This is a genomic window from Enterococcus sp. DIV1067f (genome assembly GCF_050543505.1).
Taxonomy (GTDB): domain Bacteria; phylum Bacillota; class Bacilli; order Lactobacillales; family Enterococcaceae; genus Enterococcus_D; species Enterococcus_D entomosocium.
Window position 1 is genome coordinate 3,213,349 of record NZ_CP172940.1, and the last position, 17,201, is coordinate 3,230,549.

Annotated in this window: 14 protein-coding genes and 1 other RNA gene; 6 read left to right on the plus strand and 9 right to left on the minus strand. The window is 45.6% G+C overall.

Translation table 11 applies throughout. The features are described from left to right. Nucleotides 1-4: 4 nt before the first annotated feature. From IGJ42_RS14825 to IGJ42_RS14850, 6 genes are all read right to left on the minus strand, one after another. A complete protein-coding gene (locus IGJ42_RS14825; protein WP_005233463.1) occupies nucleotides 5-2,215 on the minus strand; it encodes a RelA/SpoT family protein in 2,211 nt (736 codons plus the stop codon). Between the two features lie 187 nt (nucleotides 2,216-2,402). Then, a complete protein-coding gene (locus tag IGJ42_RS14830; protein WP_005233460.1) occupies nucleotides 2,403-3,068 on the minus strand; it encodes a hypothetical protein in 666 nt (221 codons plus the stop codon). A gap of 4 nt (nucleotides 3,069-3,072) precedes the next feature. Next, complete coding sequence (locus tag IGJ42_RS14835) at nucleotides 3,073-3,828, minus strand: 16S rRNA (uracil(1498)-N(3))-methyltransferase (protein ID WP_008382053.1); 756 nt, start codon at nucleotides 3,826-3,828, stop codon at nucleotides 3,073-3,075. A 1-nt stretch (nucleotide 3,829) separates the two neighbouring features. Next, a complete protein-coding gene (gene prmA, locus IGJ42_RS14840; RefSeq protein ID WP_005233456.1) occupies nucleotides 3,830-4,777 on the minus strand; it encodes a 50S ribosomal protein L11 methyltransferase in 948 nt (315 codons plus the stop codon). Between the two features lie 11 nt (nucleotides 4,778-4,788). Then, nucleotides 4,789-5,277, minus strand: coding sequence for a DUF3013 family protein (locus tag IGJ42_RS14845; protein WP_034872159.1), 489 nt, complete (start codon nucleotides 5,275-5,277; stop codon nucleotides 4,789-4,791). After that, nucleotides 5,213-5,911, minus strand: a complete 699-nt coding sequence (locus IGJ42_RS14850) for a DNA-3-methyladenine glycosylase (RefSeq protein ID WP_005233451.1) — start codon at nucleotides 5,909-5,911, stop codon at nucleotides 5,213-5,215. The genes IGJ42_RS14845 and IGJ42_RS14850 overlap by 65 nt, the downstream gene beginning before the upstream one ends. Nucleotides 5,912-6,127: 216 nt before the next feature. On the opposite strand from IGJ42_RS14850, the gene IGJ42_RS14855 reads away from it, so the two are divergent. The 4 genes from IGJ42_RS14855 to IGJ42_RS14870 all read left to right on the plus strand — a co-directional run bounded on the left by IGJ42_RS14855 (nucleotide 6,128) and on the right by IGJ42_RS14870 (nucleotide 8,688). After that, nucleotides 6,128-7,405: a replication-associated recombination protein A gene (locus IGJ42_RS14855; protein ID WP_008382049.1), complete on the plus strand. Its 1,278-nt coding sequence runs from the start codon at nucleotides 6,128-6,130 to the stop codon at nucleotides 7,403-7,405. Between the two features lie 85 nt (nucleotides 7,406-7,490). Beyond that, nucleotides 7,491-7,685: non-coding RNA, 6S RNA (gene ssrS, locus IGJ42_RS14860), on the plus strand. A gap of 168 nt (nucleotides 7,686-7,853) precedes the next feature. After that, nucleotides 7,854-8,144, plus strand: coding sequence for a hypothetical protein (locus tag IGJ42_RS14865; protein ID WP_005233435.1), 291 nt, complete (start codon nucleotides 7,854-7,856; stop codon nucleotides 8,142-8,144). A gap of 64 nt (nucleotides 8,145-8,208) precedes the next feature. Then, on the plus strand, nucleotides 8,209-8,688 hold the full coding sequence (locus IGJ42_RS14870) for a universal stress protein (protein ID WP_008382048.1): 480 nt from the start codon (nucleotides 8,209-8,211) through the stop codon (nucleotides 8,686-8,688). Nucleotides 8,689-8,972: 284 nt separating this feature from the next. Here the strand turns inward: IGJ42_RS14870 and IGJ42_RS14875 are convergent, their stop codons facing one another. Further along, nucleotides 8,973-10,553, minus strand: a complete 1,581-nt coding sequence (locus tag IGJ42_RS14875; RefSeq protein WP_194199184.1) for an ABC transporter — start codon at nucleotides 10,551-10,553, stop codon at nucleotides 8,973-8,975. Continuing rightward, nucleotides 10,554-11,309, minus strand: a complete 756-nt coding sequence (locus tag IGJ42_RS14880; protein WP_005233426.1) for an ABC transporter ATP-binding protein — start codon at nucleotides 11,307-11,309, stop codon at nucleotides 10,554-10,556. Between the two features lie 270 nt (nucleotides 11,310-11,579). Between IGJ42_RS14880 and IGJ42_RS14885 the strand changes: the two genes are divergently transcribed. Both IGJ42_RS14885 and abc-f read left to right on the plus strand, forming a co-directional pair. Then, nucleotides 11,580-13,580: a KUP/HAK/KT family potassium transporter gene (locus IGJ42_RS14885; protein WP_008382045.1), complete on the plus strand. Its 2,001-nt coding sequence runs from the start codon at nucleotides 11,580-11,582 to the stop codon at nucleotides 13,578-13,580. Between the two features lie 313 nt (nucleotides 13,581-13,893). Then, on the plus strand, nucleotides 13,894-15,477 hold the full coding sequence (gene abc-f / locus IGJ42_RS14890) for a ribosomal protection-like ABC-F family protein (protein WP_429946847.1): 1,584 nt from the start codon (nucleotides 13,894-13,896) through the stop codon (nucleotides 15,475-15,477). A gap of 95 nt (nucleotides 15,478-15,572) precedes the next feature. Here the strand turns inward: abc-f and IGJ42_RS14895 are convergent, their stop codons facing one another. After that, entirely contained in the window at nucleotides 15,573-17,033 is a 1,461-nt protein-coding gene (locus tag IGJ42_RS14895) for a peptide MFS transporter (protein ID WP_005227746.1), read from the minus strand. Nucleotides 17,034-17,201: the final 168 nt, after the last annotated feature.

The following is a 17,201-nucleotide window of genomic DNA, read 5'->3' on the forward strand; positions in this document are numbered from 1 at the left end:
TTTCTCACCCCTTCGTACGTCTGACGCTGTAAACATCTGGAATCTGCTTGATTTTATCAACGATCGATTTCAAATGAGTCAAATTCTGAATCGCCACCGTGATACGGATCGTTGCCATTTTGTCTTTATTGGTTTTGGCTTCGACACTCACTAAGCGTTTCGTGACGCTATTGACCGTCTGCAAGACATCGTTGAGCAACCCAGACCGATCATAGCCGTAGATCTCAAGATCGGCATCGTATTCTTTGTTGATGTCGGTGGCATCTTCCCACTCAACATCGATCAAACGGTTCGCTGCCTCTTTGTTTTGAACATTGGGGCAATCGCTGCGGTGGATCGAGATTCCCCGCCCTTTAGTAATATAGCCGACGATCGAATCCCCAGGAACCGGATTGCAGCAGCGGGAGATGCGGATCAACAAGTTATCGACCCCTTCAATGACAATGCCGCCTTCGTGACGAACCTTCATTTTTTCTGGTTCTTTTTTCGCCGGTTGATTGATCATCTCTTGGACTTGCTGCTTTTGCTTCTCGATTTGTTTCTCGCGCCGTTCTTCTTCGGTCAAACGGTTGGCTAAGGTCGTGGGACTGACTTCCCCATAGCCGACAGAGGCAAATAGATCATCTTCTGTTTGGTAGTTGAACCGTTCGCAAGCTTCCGCCATTTTGCTTTTCGTCAAGAATTCTTTTGGCACAAAGCCCATATCTTGTAAGGTACGAACCACTGCCTCATGTCCTTTGATGATATTCTCATCACGATCTTGGGCTTTAAAAAATCGTTTGATTTTGTTCTTCGCTTTGCTGGTAGCCACTAGTTTGACCCAGTCGCGGCTTGGCCCAAAGGAATTCGGTGATGTCAGAATCTCAATAATGTCGCCATTTTTCAGCTTATAGTCTAATTGGACCATTTTGCCGTTGACCTTGGCACCAGTAGTTTTGTTGCCGATGTCGGTATGGATGCTATAGGCAAAATCCAGTGGACTGGAGCCTTGAGGCAACTCCGTCACATCACCTTTTGGCGTAAATACATAGACTTTGTCGCTGAAAATATCGCCTTTGACACCTTCCATAAATTCAGAAGCATCATAGCTTTCATCTTGCAGTTCCAAGATTTCACGGAACCAGCCAACTTGTTGGGTCATCTTGTCGGCTCGGACTTTTTCGGTCTTGCCTTCTTTATAGGCCCAGTGCGCAGCAACCCCAAATTCAGCGATCTCATGCATTTCATGGGTCCGAATTTGGATCTCGACAGGATTGCCTTTGGGACCAATGACCGTCGTATGCAGCGATTGGTACATGTTGGCTTTTGGCATCGCGATATAGTCCTTGAACCGCCCAGGCATTGGTTTCCATTTTGTATGGATCGTTCCCAAAACCGCGTAACAATCTTTGATGGAGTCAACGATCACTCGGATCGCCAACAAATCATAAATTTCATTGAACTGTTTCTTTTGGTCTTTCATTTTGCGATAGATCGAGTAAATATGCTTTGGTCGACCATAGATCTCAGCATAGATATCTAGTTCCTCCGTAGCGATCCGAATCTCTTCCACGGTTTCGGAAACGTAGGATTCCCGTTCTTCTCGTTTGGTCTGCATCAAATGCACGATTCGGTAATATTGCTGTGGATTCAAGTAACGCAAAGAAATATCTTCTAGTTCCCATTTGATTCGGCTGATCCCTAAACGATGAGCCAATGGGGCATAGATTTCCATCGTTTCTTGGGCGATGCGGCGTTGTTTGTCTTCCCGCAGATGTTTCAACGTACGCATATTATGTAAACGGTCAGCCAGTTTGACCATGATGACCCGTAAATCTTGCGCCATGGCGATCAACATTTTCCGATGATTTTCTGCTAATTGTTCTTCATGAGATTTGTACTTGATCTTACCCAGCTTGGTCACGCCATCCACTAGCATCGCTACATCGGCACCGAATTCTTCTTTCAGATCGGCTAACGTCACATCGGTATCTTCGACGACATCATGCAAAAAACCAGTTGCAACGGTATGAGGGTCCATCTGCAATTCTGCCAAGATCCCCGCAACTTGGATTGGATGAATAATGTAAGGCTCGCCGGATTTACGGAATTGTTCTTTATGGGCTTCTGTCGCGTAATCTAATGCTTTTTGGACAAAGGCAACATGTTCTTCACTCATATAATGAGCGACCAATTTGATGACATTGGGCCCGGTCAATATAACTTCTTTTGCCATTCATTCCGCCTCCTGCTTTTCTTTTTTGTGCTATCAAAAAGGCAGACAGAAGTCGCTGTTAACGTTTCGTCACGCACCCAAAGCCTTGCGGACAAACGTTCTAAGCATGGGACTCCTGTCTAACCTGCAGTTCTTATTTAGTAGTATTATTATACAAATTTTTCAGCTATTTTTCAATCGCTGTTGTTCAAAGCACATCGGGTGCCGGCTTGTCCTTAAGCAATTCTTCAAAAACATGATACGAGAGCCCGATTTTCTCGGCGCCGGCAGCCTGTAGTGATTGCATAGCTTGTTCATCTATTGTGTCAGGATTGATCTGGATCGACAGTTGACTGCCACCATCTAAGGAAAACAAGCTCACGTCGTGCAATGCTTCTGCTAGTGGTTGTTTTTGTCCTAACACGATCTTTGGCCATGCTTCTTCTTTCAAGCGTTGTGCCACTTGGATCTTCGTCAATTCATTCATGATCTCGGTTTGCACAGCTAAGCGGATCTCCCCTCCTGTCAAGGTCAAGGAGCGAATCGTTTCGGTCAATTCCGCAAAGCCACGATCATTTTCCATGAAGGAAGAAGCCGGTAGCCAGACTTCCAAAAAATCGGCACCTTCCATAAACGCCCGACCGATTTCAAACGCTACCTTTGCCAGTGTTCCTTGGGCAAGGGGGTAATCGATCACTGCGCCGATTTGTAAGGAAGAGCCTTGTGCCAAGATTTTCGCCCGCCGAATGGCACTAGGCAAAACGACGACTTCCTTTAAAGCCGTTTTATATTGATTGATAAAATCCTTCAAGACCCAGTCGGTCAGATCGGCCGTCAACAAACGGACACTGATTGCTTCTTGGTTCTTATTCATCAACTCACATCCTCTTTAATTCCGTTAGCACACTGACAGCACTTAAAAAATAAAACGGCGCTGTTTCTGTTCGTAAAATCCGAGGGCCTAACCCGCATAATTTAGCGTTGTTTTCCTGGGCTCCTTCGATTTCGGAGGGGGTCAGACCGCCTTCTGGGCCAAAGATCGCTAAAACTTTGCTACCAACGGGCAATTCGGTGATCACTTGCAGCAGCATCGCTACTTCTCCTTGCTTGGCTGATTCTTCATAAGCCACTAGGACCGCATCGTACTGACTGAGGCTTTGCCAAAATGCTTTGGCGTTATCCAGTAGTGTGATGGCTGGTGCGATCTGCCGTTGGGATTGCTCCGCCGCTTCTTGGGCGATTTTTTGCAGCCGCTGCTGCTTTTTCTGTAACTTCTTTTGATCCCATTTCACGACCGAAGTTTGCGCAGGAAAACCGATAAATGCTGCCGCCCCAAGTTCCGTGCCTTTTTGAACGATCAAGTCCAGCTTGTCGCCTTTCGGGTAGCCGCTAGCGATCGTGACCTGCAGCGGCAATTCCTTGTCCTGCTGTTCTTTTTCGACTTCCTCTAAGTAAACCGTTTCTTCATCGGCCTCTTTGATCTTGGCGATGATCGCCAAATGATCCTCAAAAACTAAACCGACTTTCGTGCCGGGAGTCATGCGCATCACTCGGATCATATGGTGGAAGGGTTCTCCCGAAACGGCAAACACCGCTTTTGCTTCATAAGGCTCCTGTAAAAAATATCGCTGCATCTTACTCTACCTCTGGTTTTTTAAAGGCGATCGCATACCAGTCTTTTTGATTGAACAATTGATCGATCTCAAAGCCTTGTGCGATCATGGCATCGATCACTAATTGTTTTTTCGTCTCAATGATCCCAGAAACGATCAAGGTGCCCTCTTGCTTCAATAAACGCCATGCATCAGGGATCATCAATAAAATGATATCCGCTAAAATATTGGCAACGATAAGATCAGCAGGGACCGTCACCCCTTGCAAAAGGTCATTGGCTTGCACGGTCACATCGTGAGCAATGGGGTTCATCGCCATATTTTCTTGGGCGGACCTCACAGCGACTTCATCTAGATCATAAGCAAACACGTCTTTGGCACCTAAATATTTGCTGGCGATACTTAACACCCCTGAGCCCGTCCCGACATCTAAGACGGTTTCACCGCCCCGCAAGTAGACTTCTAGGGCTTGTAATGTCAAGCGTGTCGTAGGATGCGTGCCGGTCCCAAAGGCCATTCCCGGATCAAGGGTGATGATCTTTTCATCTTCTTGCAGCGGTTGATAGTTTTCCCAGCTCGGCACGATCGTCAGATAGCGGGAGATACGGACTGGATGGTAATATTTTTTCCAGGCCGTTGCCCATGCTTCTTCCACGACCTCGCTCGTTGTGATGGTGTTTTTGCCGATTGCCAAACCATACTCCGGCAGACGGTCGATGGCTGCTTTGATCGTCGGCAGCACTTCTGGCAAAAAAATCGTCTCTGGGAAATAGGCACTGACTTGCGCACCTTCTTCTAAGGTCGTATAGGTTTCTTTATCCAAAATTTCGCCATACGCATCGCTTTTAAAATTTTCGACATCTAAAACGTCCTCGATCGCTACCCCACTTGCTCCGTGTTCCATTAAAATATTGGCGACTGCTTCCACTGCTTCGCTAGCTGTCGCTACGGTTACTTCATTCCATTTCATGTTCGTTCTCCTTAGTAACTAGGGTACGGGATCATGGTTTCCCCAGCCCCGGCTTGATAGTTCGTCATTTTCTCCACAAATGCTTCTTCGTTGAATCGCAATTCAAAGATCGCTTCTTCACTGTCATCGTTCAAGAAATCAAGCAGATCGCTTTGGCCTTCTTCTAAAATTTCTTGAATGTAATCAACCAATCCGTCTAACAACGCTTTTTGGATCCCTTTTTTTCCTGCATAAGGAATCGTCGCTAAATAATCTTCTTCATCAAACGTTGATTTTTGTGGATCATACAACAAAATCCCATCTTCAAATTCAATGATCGCTTCCTCTGATGCCACACCTTGCGCATCGTCGATTTGGACTTGTTGAGGATTTTCGGCAAACAAGCGCAACACCAATTCGATGGTATGATTTTTGGCATCCCAATCGATCGCCACATCATAATCGGAGATTTTTTTCGTTAATCGCTGATCTAAGTAAGTCAATATCGTTTCTTTCGCCATCACTATTCCTTCTTTCTAGCCAGCCATGATCTTGCTGAACAGCGGCTTTTCGTATATTTGTTAAATAAGGATTACCAGCTACCGCAAATCGAAGCGGCATCTGAGTCCACTCCCCTTTGTTCGGGATACCAATTCGAGGCAATGCCAAAATTTCTTTTGGGGTACGTCGGCGCTCAGGAACCAAATGCAGCGGACTCGTAAAAATCGATTCGCCGTAAAGCTCAGCTGGAATCTGTAGTGCCTGTACTAGTTTCCCGGGGCCATTGGCTACATCCGGTCCCGTTTTTTGTCGCTGTTGTTCCATCAAGTCAATCCCATCCACCGGTTCTAGCCCGCGAATCATGATTCCTTGTGGGATGCCTTTTGGTTGCGTAATAAAGTTGACAATTCGATGCGTATGCATCGTATATAAATAAATCGTGCCGGGTTCCTGATACATCGCCCGAACCCTTGGTGTGTTTCGCATGCCCACACTATGAGCCGCCAGATCATCGGGACCTAGATACGCTTCACAATCCACGATATACCCACCTAATGTTCCTTCTGGGGTCTCATGTTCCAAATACATTCCTAATAAGGCACGTGCGATGGTCGTTGTCGGCTGTGTCGCAAATAGTGCCATTAATTCATCCATTCTCATCACCCTCTTTATTCTACACAATTCTCGGTCAACTTACTATCTTTGACTACAGAGTTGCGGTGATCTCAACGATTTCTTTTCAACGAACCTGTTTTTTGCTGACTGAGTGGAAAATACGCGCCCTTTTGTTTTCGTAAGGACGCAAATCAGCTTGTTTATGAGAATGTACGTTCTTATGTTATACTTACAGGAAAAGGAGAGGATCGTTTTATGCAGCAGCCACTTGCTTATCGAATGCGGCCACGGAACTTAGATGAAGTCGTCGGACAGCAGCATTTGGTTGGCCCGGGGAAAATCATTCGCCGAATGGTCGAAGCCAAAATGCTTTCTTCGATGATCCTATACGGACCGCCGGGAACCGGAAAAACCAGCATTGCCAGTGCGATTGCCGGCTCGACACGCTATGCGTTTCGCATGCTGAACGCCGCCACAGATACAAAAAAAGACCTGCAAATCGTGGCAGAGGAAGCCAAAATGAGCGGTACTGTCATTTTATTGCTTGATGAAGTCCATCGACTAGACAAGACAAAACAAGACTTTTTACTGCCCCATTTAGAAAGCGGCAAGATTATTATGATCGGTGCCACGACGGAAAATCCCTACATTACGATCAATCCAGCGATTCGCAGTCGGACACAGATTTTTGAAGTCAAACCGCTCCAAGAAGAAGATATTTTGACCGCCATTGATCAAGCTTTAGCAGATGAAACTCGCGGACTTGGATCAGAAACCATCGTATTGACCGATGATGCCCGCTTGCATCTCTCGCGAGCGACCAACGGTGATTTACGAAGCGCCCTCAATGGCTTAGAACTCGCTGCCCGTTCCACACCAAAAGGACCAGACGGCATTATTCATTTGACCTTAGCGATCATCGAAGAGTGCGTACAGCGCAAAGCATTGACCCATGATAAAGATGGGGATGCGCACTATGATGTGATCTCTGCTTTTCAAAAATCGATTCGCGGCAGCGATGTGGATGGTGCGCTGCATTACTTAGGTCGTTTAGTAGAGGCAGGCGATTTGGCGATCATTTGTCGGCGCTTGATGGTCATCGGTTATGAAGACATCGGTTTAGCTAACCCAGCAGCCGCTGCTCGAACCGTCAATGCTGTGTTAGCCGCTGAACGTTTGGGCTTGCCGGAAGCTCGGATCCCTTTGGCCGATACGGTGGTCGATCTATGTTTGTCACCAAAATCCAACTCGGCCTACATGGCATTGGATGCAGCGATCGCAGATATTCGTAGCGGTAAAGCTGGCGATGTCCCGGATCATTTACGAGACAGTCATTACAAAGGCGCCGAAAGCTTGAATCGAGGAGTTGGCTATCAATACCCACATAATTTTGATGATGCATGGGTCGATCAGCAATATTTACCTGATAAGCTAAAAGGTACCCACTATTATCAACCGAAAGCCACCGGTAAATATGAGCAAGCGTTGGGCCAACGGTACCAACAATTGCAGCAACGAAAGAAAAAAAACTAGGTGCTTAGAAAAAATAGTGACTTTTTGGTATCGTTTTCAAACAACTTTATTGCACCTTCGTCATTCCTATGCTACTATAAGGGTGGGAATTCTGTGATGTACGAGTTGTCCCTTTTGTGTGTTGACCGAACATTTTTATTGATATCTTGGGATCCGTCTTGTGTCAATGCTGGTAACATGCCTTTTCCTTTGGTAGTTCGAAGCTTAGACCGTGGAACCCACCTGCTAGAATTTGCGGGATCAATACTATGGGAAAAAGAACGGCATCAACGGATATTACCCATTCTTTTTAGAATGTGCCATCTGTTTTTAACAGATGGCTTTTTTGCGTTTTCTAGCCGTTAGAAACCGTGCAACGTCCTCCATCTGATATCAAAGTAAGGGTGGCTTTTGCTATTCTTTCTAGGGTTCGCTATACTAAACCTATCAACTTAGAATAGGATGGCGTATGTTTATGATTCTTCTATTATTTACGATCGTGGCACTCGTATTATTCGGCACCAGTTATTTGCTTTATGCCAAACAAGCGATTTTTTTCACTTTGATCCCTACTACTGAGGCGAATAAAGTCTTCTTAAAAACCTATAGCCTCATTCATTTCCTTTTAGGCGTAGTGGCATTGGTTGTGGGCTTTGTCGATAGAGAGCTGATTGCCTTGTTTTATTTGGCGTTGTTGCTGCTCTCTTCCGCTTCATTCAGCATCTTGCTGGCACAAAAAATGAAAAAAAAGGAAGATTAGGTTTTCTTTTTCCAGAAAAAAGCATTACAATAAAAGTAGAAGATAACAGATGGGAGTGTTTCTTATGTTACAACAATATCAACGAATCATGGTAGCCGTCGATGGGTCTAGCGAGTCAGAATTAGCCTTCAAAAAAGCCGTGAACGTGGCACAGCGGAATGATTCTGAATTGGTTTTAGCACATGTGATCGACACTCGGGCCTTTCAAACCGTTTCTTCTTTTGACGGCATGCTTGCTGAGCAAGCAACCGAAATGGCCAAACAAACTTTGAAAGACTATGAGGATTATGCCCGCAAACACCAAGTAACTGCAGTCAAAACAGTGATTGAATACGGCTCGCCAAAACCAATCATTGCCAAACAATTGCCCGAAGATCACAACATCGATTTGATTATGATCGGTGCCACTGGTTTAAATGCCGTGGAACGAATCTTTATCGGTTCCGTGTCTGAGTATGTCATTCGCCATGCTGGCTGTGATGTGTTAGTTGTGCGGACAGATCTAGAAAACAAAATCCCAGAAAAAGACCACACCAAAGCTTGATAGCTAGACGACCTGCCGACGAACGGCAGGTTTTTTGTGCAAAAAAAACCGTGACAAAAGCAAAAGAGTCAACGAGCACTTAGGTCTCATCGGTCTTTTTGCCTTTGGTCACAGCTCTTTGACAAGTCGGTTATCCAAACTTGTACAGCAAAAAATGAAAGCAAAGTAATAGGTACTCCTATCTAACCATGTTTCCTTTTGATTGTAAATAGTTTTTCTGAATTTTCTGAATAAATAGTTAATTTATCCATCCTTAAATAAAAAAAAGCAAAGCGTCGCTTCCCTTAGGAAAAACGACGCCAAAATCTATGGTCATAATGGGCTATCCAAAGGACGCTGGTCAAGAGGATCACAAAGAAAACCGGACCATTCAATAACCAAAAATCAATCGAAGTCGCAGCAAAGCCATAAAGGATGATAACAATGACGGAAAGAAATAGCGTTGCGACTGTTCCAATGGCTAACCCAAGACTCCCCGCCCCTCTCGTAAACAATTGACTGATATTGGTCCAATCCAAAAGCAGCAATCGATAATCACGAGCAAAATATTTCAAGCACAACAGAAAACTGCTCCAAAGTGCTCCTACTAGGAAAGAGATAGCCAAAATCAGCGGCATTTTGAATAAAAGCACTGCTGCCAGCACGATGACTGCCGTTAAGCTCAGCTGCAAAACGACGCCAAAGCGGAATTTTTCCCGCAAGTAGCGCTTCATCGATAACGGCAAGGAGCGGACAAACAAGAAATTCTCCTGATCCAATGAGATCAAATTACTGATAAAAGAAGTCGGGTTGACCATCAGTGCCGCCAAGGCGATCCCCGCCACAAAAACGACACCGATAAATCGCTCATCCAATTCACTTAACTGAACCGCTCCTGTAAACACAAAGGACACTAAGAAAATGATGGGCATCAGCAACGAAGAAGAAAAGACTTGCATGATCAAATTTGGATCACGAATCAGCTGAGAATTGTAATTGAACAGTAGCTTACTTAATCCTTGATTAGGTTTATGTTTGCGGCGAACACTTCCTTGGTTAGGCGCCGCGGCTGCCACTTGCTCATAAAACTTCGGCAAGATCAACCGATAGAGGGCAAAAAGCAGCACGCCTGCTGTGACGATGATCCCTAGCAAGCTAAGCAAACCGGTGGATTGAAACGGCGCCACCATCACATAATAAAAGGGCAATAAAAAGGTGATCGCTCCCCGGTCTACCACGTCTGTCTCATAAGTATTCACCTGATTCATCATTAAGACCCCGATCACAACAACCAGCATCGTCACGCCTAGCAATAAACTAGTGACCAATTTTTTATGCTTCAAGAAAAACTTGGTGCGGGTCAGGCTGAAGACGATCAAGCTGCAAATGCTGAAGATCAAGACTAAAAACAAGCCGAACAGCAAGAACGCCCATAAAATCGTCAGTAAGAAAAAGACGTTTGCCCGAATCCCTGTCAGGAGAAATAAGACCAGCAGGGGAAAAATAAACGGCGCAACGGTGAGAAACACCACCACGATCTTTGCCAGAAAAATTTCACTCTGTCGAAAGGGCAGCGGCAAATACGCTGGCAGGTCTTGACTCTCGAAAAAGACATTGTAAATAGACGAAATCCCTTGGGAAAAGCCTAAAATCCCGAACAAAGCGACATAATAGGTAAAAAAGCCCGGCATCTGACTAAAATCCAATGTGATCATCGTCAAACCATAGACTAGCAGAAACACCACTCCAGAAAGCGCATATTGAAACAACAAATAACTGGTCAAGGTCGAACCAGCCTTGCCTTTTTTGCGGGCTTTGTCTGTTAGTTGGGGATTGGCATACCGCAAATTAACGGAGGTCAGCGTCAGAAATTGTTGTTTTCGCATCTACGCTTCCTCCGCTTCTGCAAGAATCGCTTCTTCTTGACTTCTCCCAGTCATTTGCAGATAGATTGTTTCCAAAGAAAGCGACGGATGCTGTGCCAGCAAATCTGCCACTGAGCCATTGTACAGCAGCTCACCTTTTTTCAAAATCGCTAATTGATCACACAACTGCTGGGCGGTGTCTAAGACGTGGGTAGAAAAAATCACGGTCTTGCCCTTGGCAGCATGCTGTTTCATCATTTCTTTTAAATCATACGCTGCTTGGGGATCTAAGCCTTGCAATGGTTCGTCCAAGATCCAAATGTCCGGATCGGGGATCAATGCCCCAATCAGCAGCGTTTTTTGCCGCATTCCATGGGAAAAGCTAGCGATGGTCTCTTCTTCATGAGACAGCATATCAAACAAGCGCCCTAATTTTTGCAAACGCTCGGCCTTTTCAGCTGTCGGTACTTCATACGCTGCTGCAATCAAGTCCCAATATTCCCCAGCCGTCAGCTGTAAAAACAAATCTGGCGTGTCCGGCACATAGGCAATTTGTTTTTTTATCGCTTCCCGATGTTCCACGAGGGATTGACCGTCAAAAAAGATTTCCCCACTCGTCGGTTGTAAAATACTAACTAAGCTTTTGATCGTTGTCGACTTCCCTGCCCCGTTGTGTCCCAGAAAGCCAAAGATCTCCCCTTGACGAATCGTCAGGGAAAGATCAGACAATGCTTTTTTGGGTCCATATTGTTTCGTCAGATTCTTGATCTCAATCATTTTCCTGCCTCCTTATTCCATACCTATTGTTATCTTACGCTGAAACGTAGTAAAAGAAAAATGTTTATTGCCATTTTTATCAAATCAATTGACAGGAGCTGCAAAAACAAAGATAATAAGAACACTTTAGGGGAGTAGCACATGGATCGTTCCATGATCTTAGATCAACAGCAAGCGGGAATCCGCTGGTTTAAGATGTTTCTTGCAAGACCTAAGTGGCAAGGGGCCGCTTAGGTCTTTTTGCAGTTTAAAATGGAGGGAAAACAGTCAATGAGTTCAAGTAAAATGAAAAAAGTGACCGCCGGCGGACTTTTAGTCGCCATGGGGGTGGTCTACGGTGATATCGGTACGAGCCCACTTTACGTAATGAAAGCCCTGGTGGAGGATAATGGCGGACTCCGCACCTTAACGCCCGATTTTATCTTAGGCAGCGTCTCACTCGTCTTTTGGACGCTGACCTTGTTAACGACGATCAAGTACGTCTTGATCGCATTAAACGCGGATAACCATGGAGAAGGCGGGATTTTTTCCCTTTATACCTTAGTTCGTAAAAACAGCCGCTACTTGATTATTCCAGCGATCATCGGGGGCGCAGCCCTGCTAGCAGATGGGGTATTGACGCCAGCCGTGACCGTAACCACTGCCATCGAAGGATTACGGGGGATTCCAGCCTTTTTTGATCGCTTCGGCAATGACCAATCGATCATCGTCGGCATCACCTTAGCAATCTTATTGGTCCTCTTTGCCCTGCAGCGCTTTGGGACTGAGTTTGTCGGCAAAGCCTTCGGACCGATCATGCTAGGCTGGTTCACCTTCTTGGGCATCGTCGGTGTGATGAACTTTGCCGGTGACCTTTCGGTGATTCGGGCCCTTGATCCCCGGTATGCGATCAATTTGCTCTTTAGTCCCGATAACAGCGCTGGTCTCTTTATTCTCGGCAATATCTTTTTGGCGACTACTGGTGCGGAAGCCCTCTACTCGGACTTAGGTCATGTGGGTAAGAAAAACATTTATGCTAGCTGGCCCTATATCAAAATCTGCTTGATGCTGAATTACTTTGGTCAAGCGGCGTGGCTGCTGCAAGTCTATCAAAACCCGACTTATCAAGAAATCGAAAACTTGAATCCATTTTTCCAAGCGTTGCCGCAAGGGTGGACAGTCTTTGGTGTCAGCTTCGCCACACTCGCTGCCATCATTGCTTCGCAAGCTCTGCTGTCTGGCTCCTTTACCTTGGTTTCTGAAGCCATCAAGTTAAAACTATTGCCGCGGATGCAAATCATCTATCCGGGTGCGTCTATCGGGCAAATGTATATTCCTGCCTTGAACACCTTGCTGTGGATCGCCTGTTCCGGCGTAGTCTTATTCTTCCAGACCTCTACTCGGATGGAAGCCGCTTATGGATTGGCCATTACGGTAACGATGTTGATGACCACTATTTTGCTGTATTTCTACTTGCACCAAAACAAGAAGACCCGTTTCTTGGCACCGTTCATCACGCTCTTTTTTGCAGCGATCGAAGGCATTTTCTTTATCTCTAGTGCGACGAAATTTTTCCATGGCGGTTACGTTGCCATCTTATTAGCCAGCGTGATCATCGGTGTGATGCTGATTTGGGAATGGGGCAATCGTATTCAAGAAAATGCTGCCGAAGAAGTTGCACTTTCTACCTACATCCCTCAATTGAAACAGTTGCGGGAAGATGATTCTTTGCCATTATCTCAGACGAACGTCGTCTTCATGGTTCCTAAACTGCAAGACGATCAGATCGGTCAGCAGTTCATCTATTCCATTTTAGACAAACGGCCGAAGCGTGCCAAAGTGTATTGGTTCGTCAATGTGGAAGTCACCGATGAACCTTATACGAAAAAATATGAAGTTTCGATGGCAGATACCGATTTTATCGTTAAACTAAAGCTTTATCTCGGCTTTCGGGTGCCGCAAGAAGTCAATCTCTACATTCGCCAAATCATTCAAGAATTGATGAAAGATGGTCGCTTGCCGCTGCAGCCGCAACGCTATTCCTTAACGCCTGGACGCAATGTGGGTGATTTCCAATTCGTGATGATCGAAGAAGAGCTGTCGAATGCAACTGCATTAAGCAAATGGCAGAAGCAAGTCATGCAGACGAAGCTTTTTATCAAACGCCATACTATTTCACCTGAACGCTGGTTCGGCTTAGAATACAGCGATGTGGTTCATGAGACCGTTCCTTTGGTCATCGGTCAGATGAAAGAAAGCTCTCTGACAGAATTACGCATCGAGGAACGCTAAGAAACCGCCAGTCCTGGTTGAACTTTCTGATACTTTCAGGTACACTGAAAAGACAAAGACACAAAGGAGGGAAAACGACCATGATGCGCATGACTAAAATAACAAGTAATGAAAATTACCAACGATACCATATCGCATTTAGCCATGCAATTGGTTTTACAGTTGCTGTTGACGGGACGAGTCTGTCCAAAACAGTTAAATTTACGTAAAATCAATGGCCATCTCAAGGTATTTTTCTCAAGAGAATCTGAGTTTAAATAACACTGGCCATGGATATCCATGGCCTTTTTGAGTGGTCTCAAGGAGAGAGATCATGATCATACAAGCAATTGCTATAAAAAAAAACATCGGCGGGAATCCGTTATTTGAGGAGTTATCCTGCCAAATCGAAGCTGGGGAAAAAATTGCCCTAGTCGGCATCAACGGAACGGGCAAATCAACCTTTTTACAAATCTTGACTGGCAGTGAAGGCGTTGATAGCGGCGTTATCAGCCGCCAAAAAGGCTTGAGGATCGGGACGGTCGAGCAAGAGCTGACAGTTTCTGAAGCAACCGTTACCCACTACCTGCTCCATTCTGCTGCTACCATTCAAGAACTCAAGCAGCAAATGAGCCATTACGAAGCCTTGATGGCAGAACCCAATACTGATTTAGAGAAGTGTCTGATCCGTTATGGCGAGTTGCAGCAGCGCTTTGAAGAGTTGGGCGGTTATGGATTAGAAGACCGAATTTCCGCGATCTTACAAGGGTTAGGAATTCCCCATCGGCAGGACGCACGGTTAACAGACCTTAGCGGGGGTGAACGGGTCAAAGTCGCTTTAGCCAAAGTGTTAGTCACCGATGCTGACTTGCTGTTACTGGATGAACCAACCAATCACTTGGATCTTTCAAGTATCCGCTGGTTGGAAAATTATTTACAGAATACGAAAAAAGCGGTTCTAGTCGTTTCTCACGATCGACACTTTCTCGATCAAGTCACCACCAAGACCTGGGAACTGGAAGAAGGCGCCCTGATTGAGTATCCTGGGAACTATAGCCGATTTCGTGTCTTGAAAGAAGCTCGCTTGGCGGAGCTGACCAAAAATTACGAACTGCAGCAAAAAGAAGTCCAGCGACTGAAAGTCATGATTCGTCGATTTCGTCAGTGGGGCCATGAAGGAGACAATGAATCCTTCTTCAAAAAAGCCAAAGAATTGGAACGCCGCCTAGCGAAACTTACACTGGTCAAACCGCCAGCGCCCCCGAAAAATCGGCTGCAAGGCTTGGCAAATGGCGGAAAATCAGGCAAAGAGGTGTTCATCGTTCACGATTTGCACCAGCAATACGCCGGCCAAGTCTTATTCAAAGACAGCAGTTTTGCGGTCTACCGTGGGGAGCATCTAGCCATCATCGGCGACAATGGTACCGGAAAATCAACCTTACTCACATTACTTCTCGGTGAGGAGCTTCCTAGCGGCGGCACTATCAAGCGCGGCAGCAGCTTACAGATCGGCTATTTGCCCCAGCAGCTGCAGTTTGCCGATCCCGAGAGCCGCCTATTAGCCTACGTCCATACATTGACAGGAAACGAAGAAACGGCTCGTCGGCAATTAGCCAAAAGTGGTTTTTATCAAGGTGATGTGGCCAAACGAATCAAAGATCTATCCGGTGGTGAAAAAATCCGTTTGGCGTTACTGAAACTCTTTTTAGAAAAAATCAACGTCCTGATTTTGGATGAACCAACCAATCACCTCGACAGCTATGCCCGAGAAGAAATTGAAGAAATGCTGCAAGATTATCAAGGAACCCTGCTGGCAGTCAGCCATGACCGCTACTTTTTGCAGCAGCACTTCCAAGAAGCCCTGGTCATTGCACAGCAGCAGATCACACGCCAGCCACTAAGCCCATTGATTGACTAAGACATTGATTCGCAACAAAAAAACTTGATTTTCCTACAGTAAGCATGGGTTGTTCAATCCATGCATAGGCGGAAAATCAAGTTTTTATTTTTTGATCAATGAATGTTGCCGATCAAGTTGCGGATCGGTTTTCTAGCTAAATACAAGATGATGCCGACAACAACGGCTACTCCGCCGACGATGCCATAGTACATCCCTTCTGTTTGTGGTGTATAGAACCGAGCGATTTGCGCATTGATGGCTTGTGAAGAAGCGTCTGCTAACAACCAAATCGCCAAGGTTTGTGCTTCGAAAGCTTTCGGCGCTAGTTTGGTCGTCACCGACAAGCCCACAGGTGAAAGACACATTTCCCCCGCGATCATAATGAAGAAGCTCAATACCAACCATAATGGGCTGACCCGTTCTTCTACTCCAAACAAGAGGCTTGGCAGCATTAGCAATAGAAAGGACAAACCGGCTAAGACCAAACCAATGGCAAACTTCACTTCTGTCCGGGGTTGGCGAGAACCTAGTTTGGTCCACAACCAGACAAAGACAGGTGTCAGTAAGACGACAAAAAGTGGATTTAAGGTTTGATACAAACTTGCTGGAATATTGATGCCGAATAACGTTGATTGCGTACGGTCAGCAGCAAACAATGCCAAGATCGATGAGCCTTGTTCTTCTAAGGACCAAAAGACGATCGCTGACAAGAACAGCGGAATGTAGGCCAACACTTTTTTCTTTTCATCTGGTGTGACATCTTTCGAACGCAGCATTTTGGTAAAGTAGTAGATCGGCAAGAAAATACCTAGAACACTGATGAAGTTGATGAAGAAATCAACCGTCAGATGGCCAGTTGCAGCAGCTGCGCCAAACAACACTGCCAATGCGAGAAGAACCAGAACGACTGCTCGGAAGAAGGTTTTCTTTTCGGCTGCCGATAAGGGATTCGTTGGCGCGATCGCTACACTTTTCAACGTGGTTTTTCCTTGCACATAATACTGCACCAAACCGATAAACATCCCGATAGCAGCAATCGAAAAGCCTAAGTGGTAGTTGACCTCTTGTCCTAAGATCCCGACGATGATCGGTGCTAACAAGCCACCGATATTGATCCCCATGTAGAAAATTGAGAAACCAGCATCCCGACGGATATCGTCTTTGCTGTACAAATGCCCCACCATACCCGACACGTTGGATTTCAATAGTCCGGTTCCGATGACGATCAGCATCATGGACACAAACAACGCTGGAATCCCTAAAGGTGTTGCCAAGACGATGTGTCCTAACATGATCAAGATCCCACCATAAAAGACGGATTTATTTGATCCTAAAAGACGGTCCGAGATCCAACCGCCAACAATACTTGACATATACACTAAGGAACCGTAAATCGACATGATCGCCACAGCCGTTCCTTTTGGCAACCCTAAGCCGCCGTTGGCAACTGCATCGTACATGAAGTACACCAAAATCGCCCGCATACCATAATAACTGAATCGTTCCCACATTTCCGTGAAGAATAACGTCGACAGCCCTCGCGGCTGACCTAAGAATGTTTTTTCTTTTTCCATATGTAATGGCCCCTTATAAAAATTAATGAAAATAAAATAGCGGAATTTTTCTGAAAATTCACAAATGCCAGTTTATTCCCATTTGGCAACTTTTACAAGGGTATTTCCCTGAGAACATCTTGTAAAAAAGGAAGGAAATTTAAATTCAAATGAAAGCAAAATGAGAAG

Bases quoted from the DNA above. Each gene is read 5' to 3' on its own strand.
- IGJ42_RS14835 (WP_008382053.1), bottom strand. From the start codon at position 3,828: ATGCAGCGATATTTTTTACAGGAGCCTTATGAAGCAAAAGCGGTGTTT.
- IGJ42_RS14830 (WP_005233460.1), bottom strand. From the start codon at position 3,068: ATGAATAAGAACCAAGAAGCAATCAGTGTCCGTTTGTTGACGGCCGAT.
- IGJ42_RS14825 (WP_005233463.1), bottom strand. From the start codon at position 2,215: ATGGCAAAAGAAGTTATATTGACCGGGCCCAATGTCATCAAATTGGTC.
- IGJ42_RS14845 (WP_034872159.1), bottom strand. From the start codon at position 5,277: ATGGCGAAAGAAACGATATTGACTTACTTAGATCAGCGATTAACGAAA.
- prmA (WP_005233456.1), bottom strand. From the start codon at position 4,777: ATGAAATGGAATGAAGTAACCGTAGCGACAGCTAGCGAAGCAGTGGAA.
- IGJ42_RS14855 (WP_008382049.1), top strand. From the start codon at position 6,128: ATGCAGCAGCCACTTGCTTATCGAATGCGGCCACGGAACTTAGATGAA.
- IGJ42_RS14880 (WP_005233426.1), bottom strand. From the start codon at position 11,309: ATGATTGAGATCAAGAATCTGACGAAACAATATGGACCCAAAAAAGCA.
- IGJ42_RS14870 (WP_008382048.1), top strand. From the start codon at position 8,209: ATGTTACAACAATATCAACGAATCATGGTAGCCGTCGATGGGTCTAGC.
- abc-f (WP_429946847.1), top strand. From the start codon at position 13,894: ATGATCATACAAGCAATTGCTATAAAAAAAAACATCGGCGGGAATCCG.
- IGJ42_RS14850 (WP_005233451.1), bottom strand. From the start codon at position 5,911: ATGGATGAATTAATGGCACTATTTGCGACACAGCCGACAACGACCATC.
- IGJ42_RS14865 (WP_005233435.1), top strand. From the start codon at position 7,854: ATGTTTATGATTCTTCTATTATTTACGATCGTGGCACTCGTATTATTC.
- IGJ42_RS14895 (WP_005227746.1), bottom strand. From the start codon at position 17,033: ATGGAAAAAGAAAAAACATTCTTAGGTCAGCCGCGAGGGCTGTCGACG.
- IGJ42_RS14875 (WP_194199184.1), bottom strand. From the start codon at position 10,553: ATGCGAAAACAACAATTTCTGACGCTGACCTCCGTTAATTTGCGGTAT.
- IGJ42_RS14885 (WP_008382045.1), top strand. From the start codon at position 11,580: ATGAGTTCAAGTAAAATGAAAAAAGTGACCGCCGGCGGACTTTTAGTC.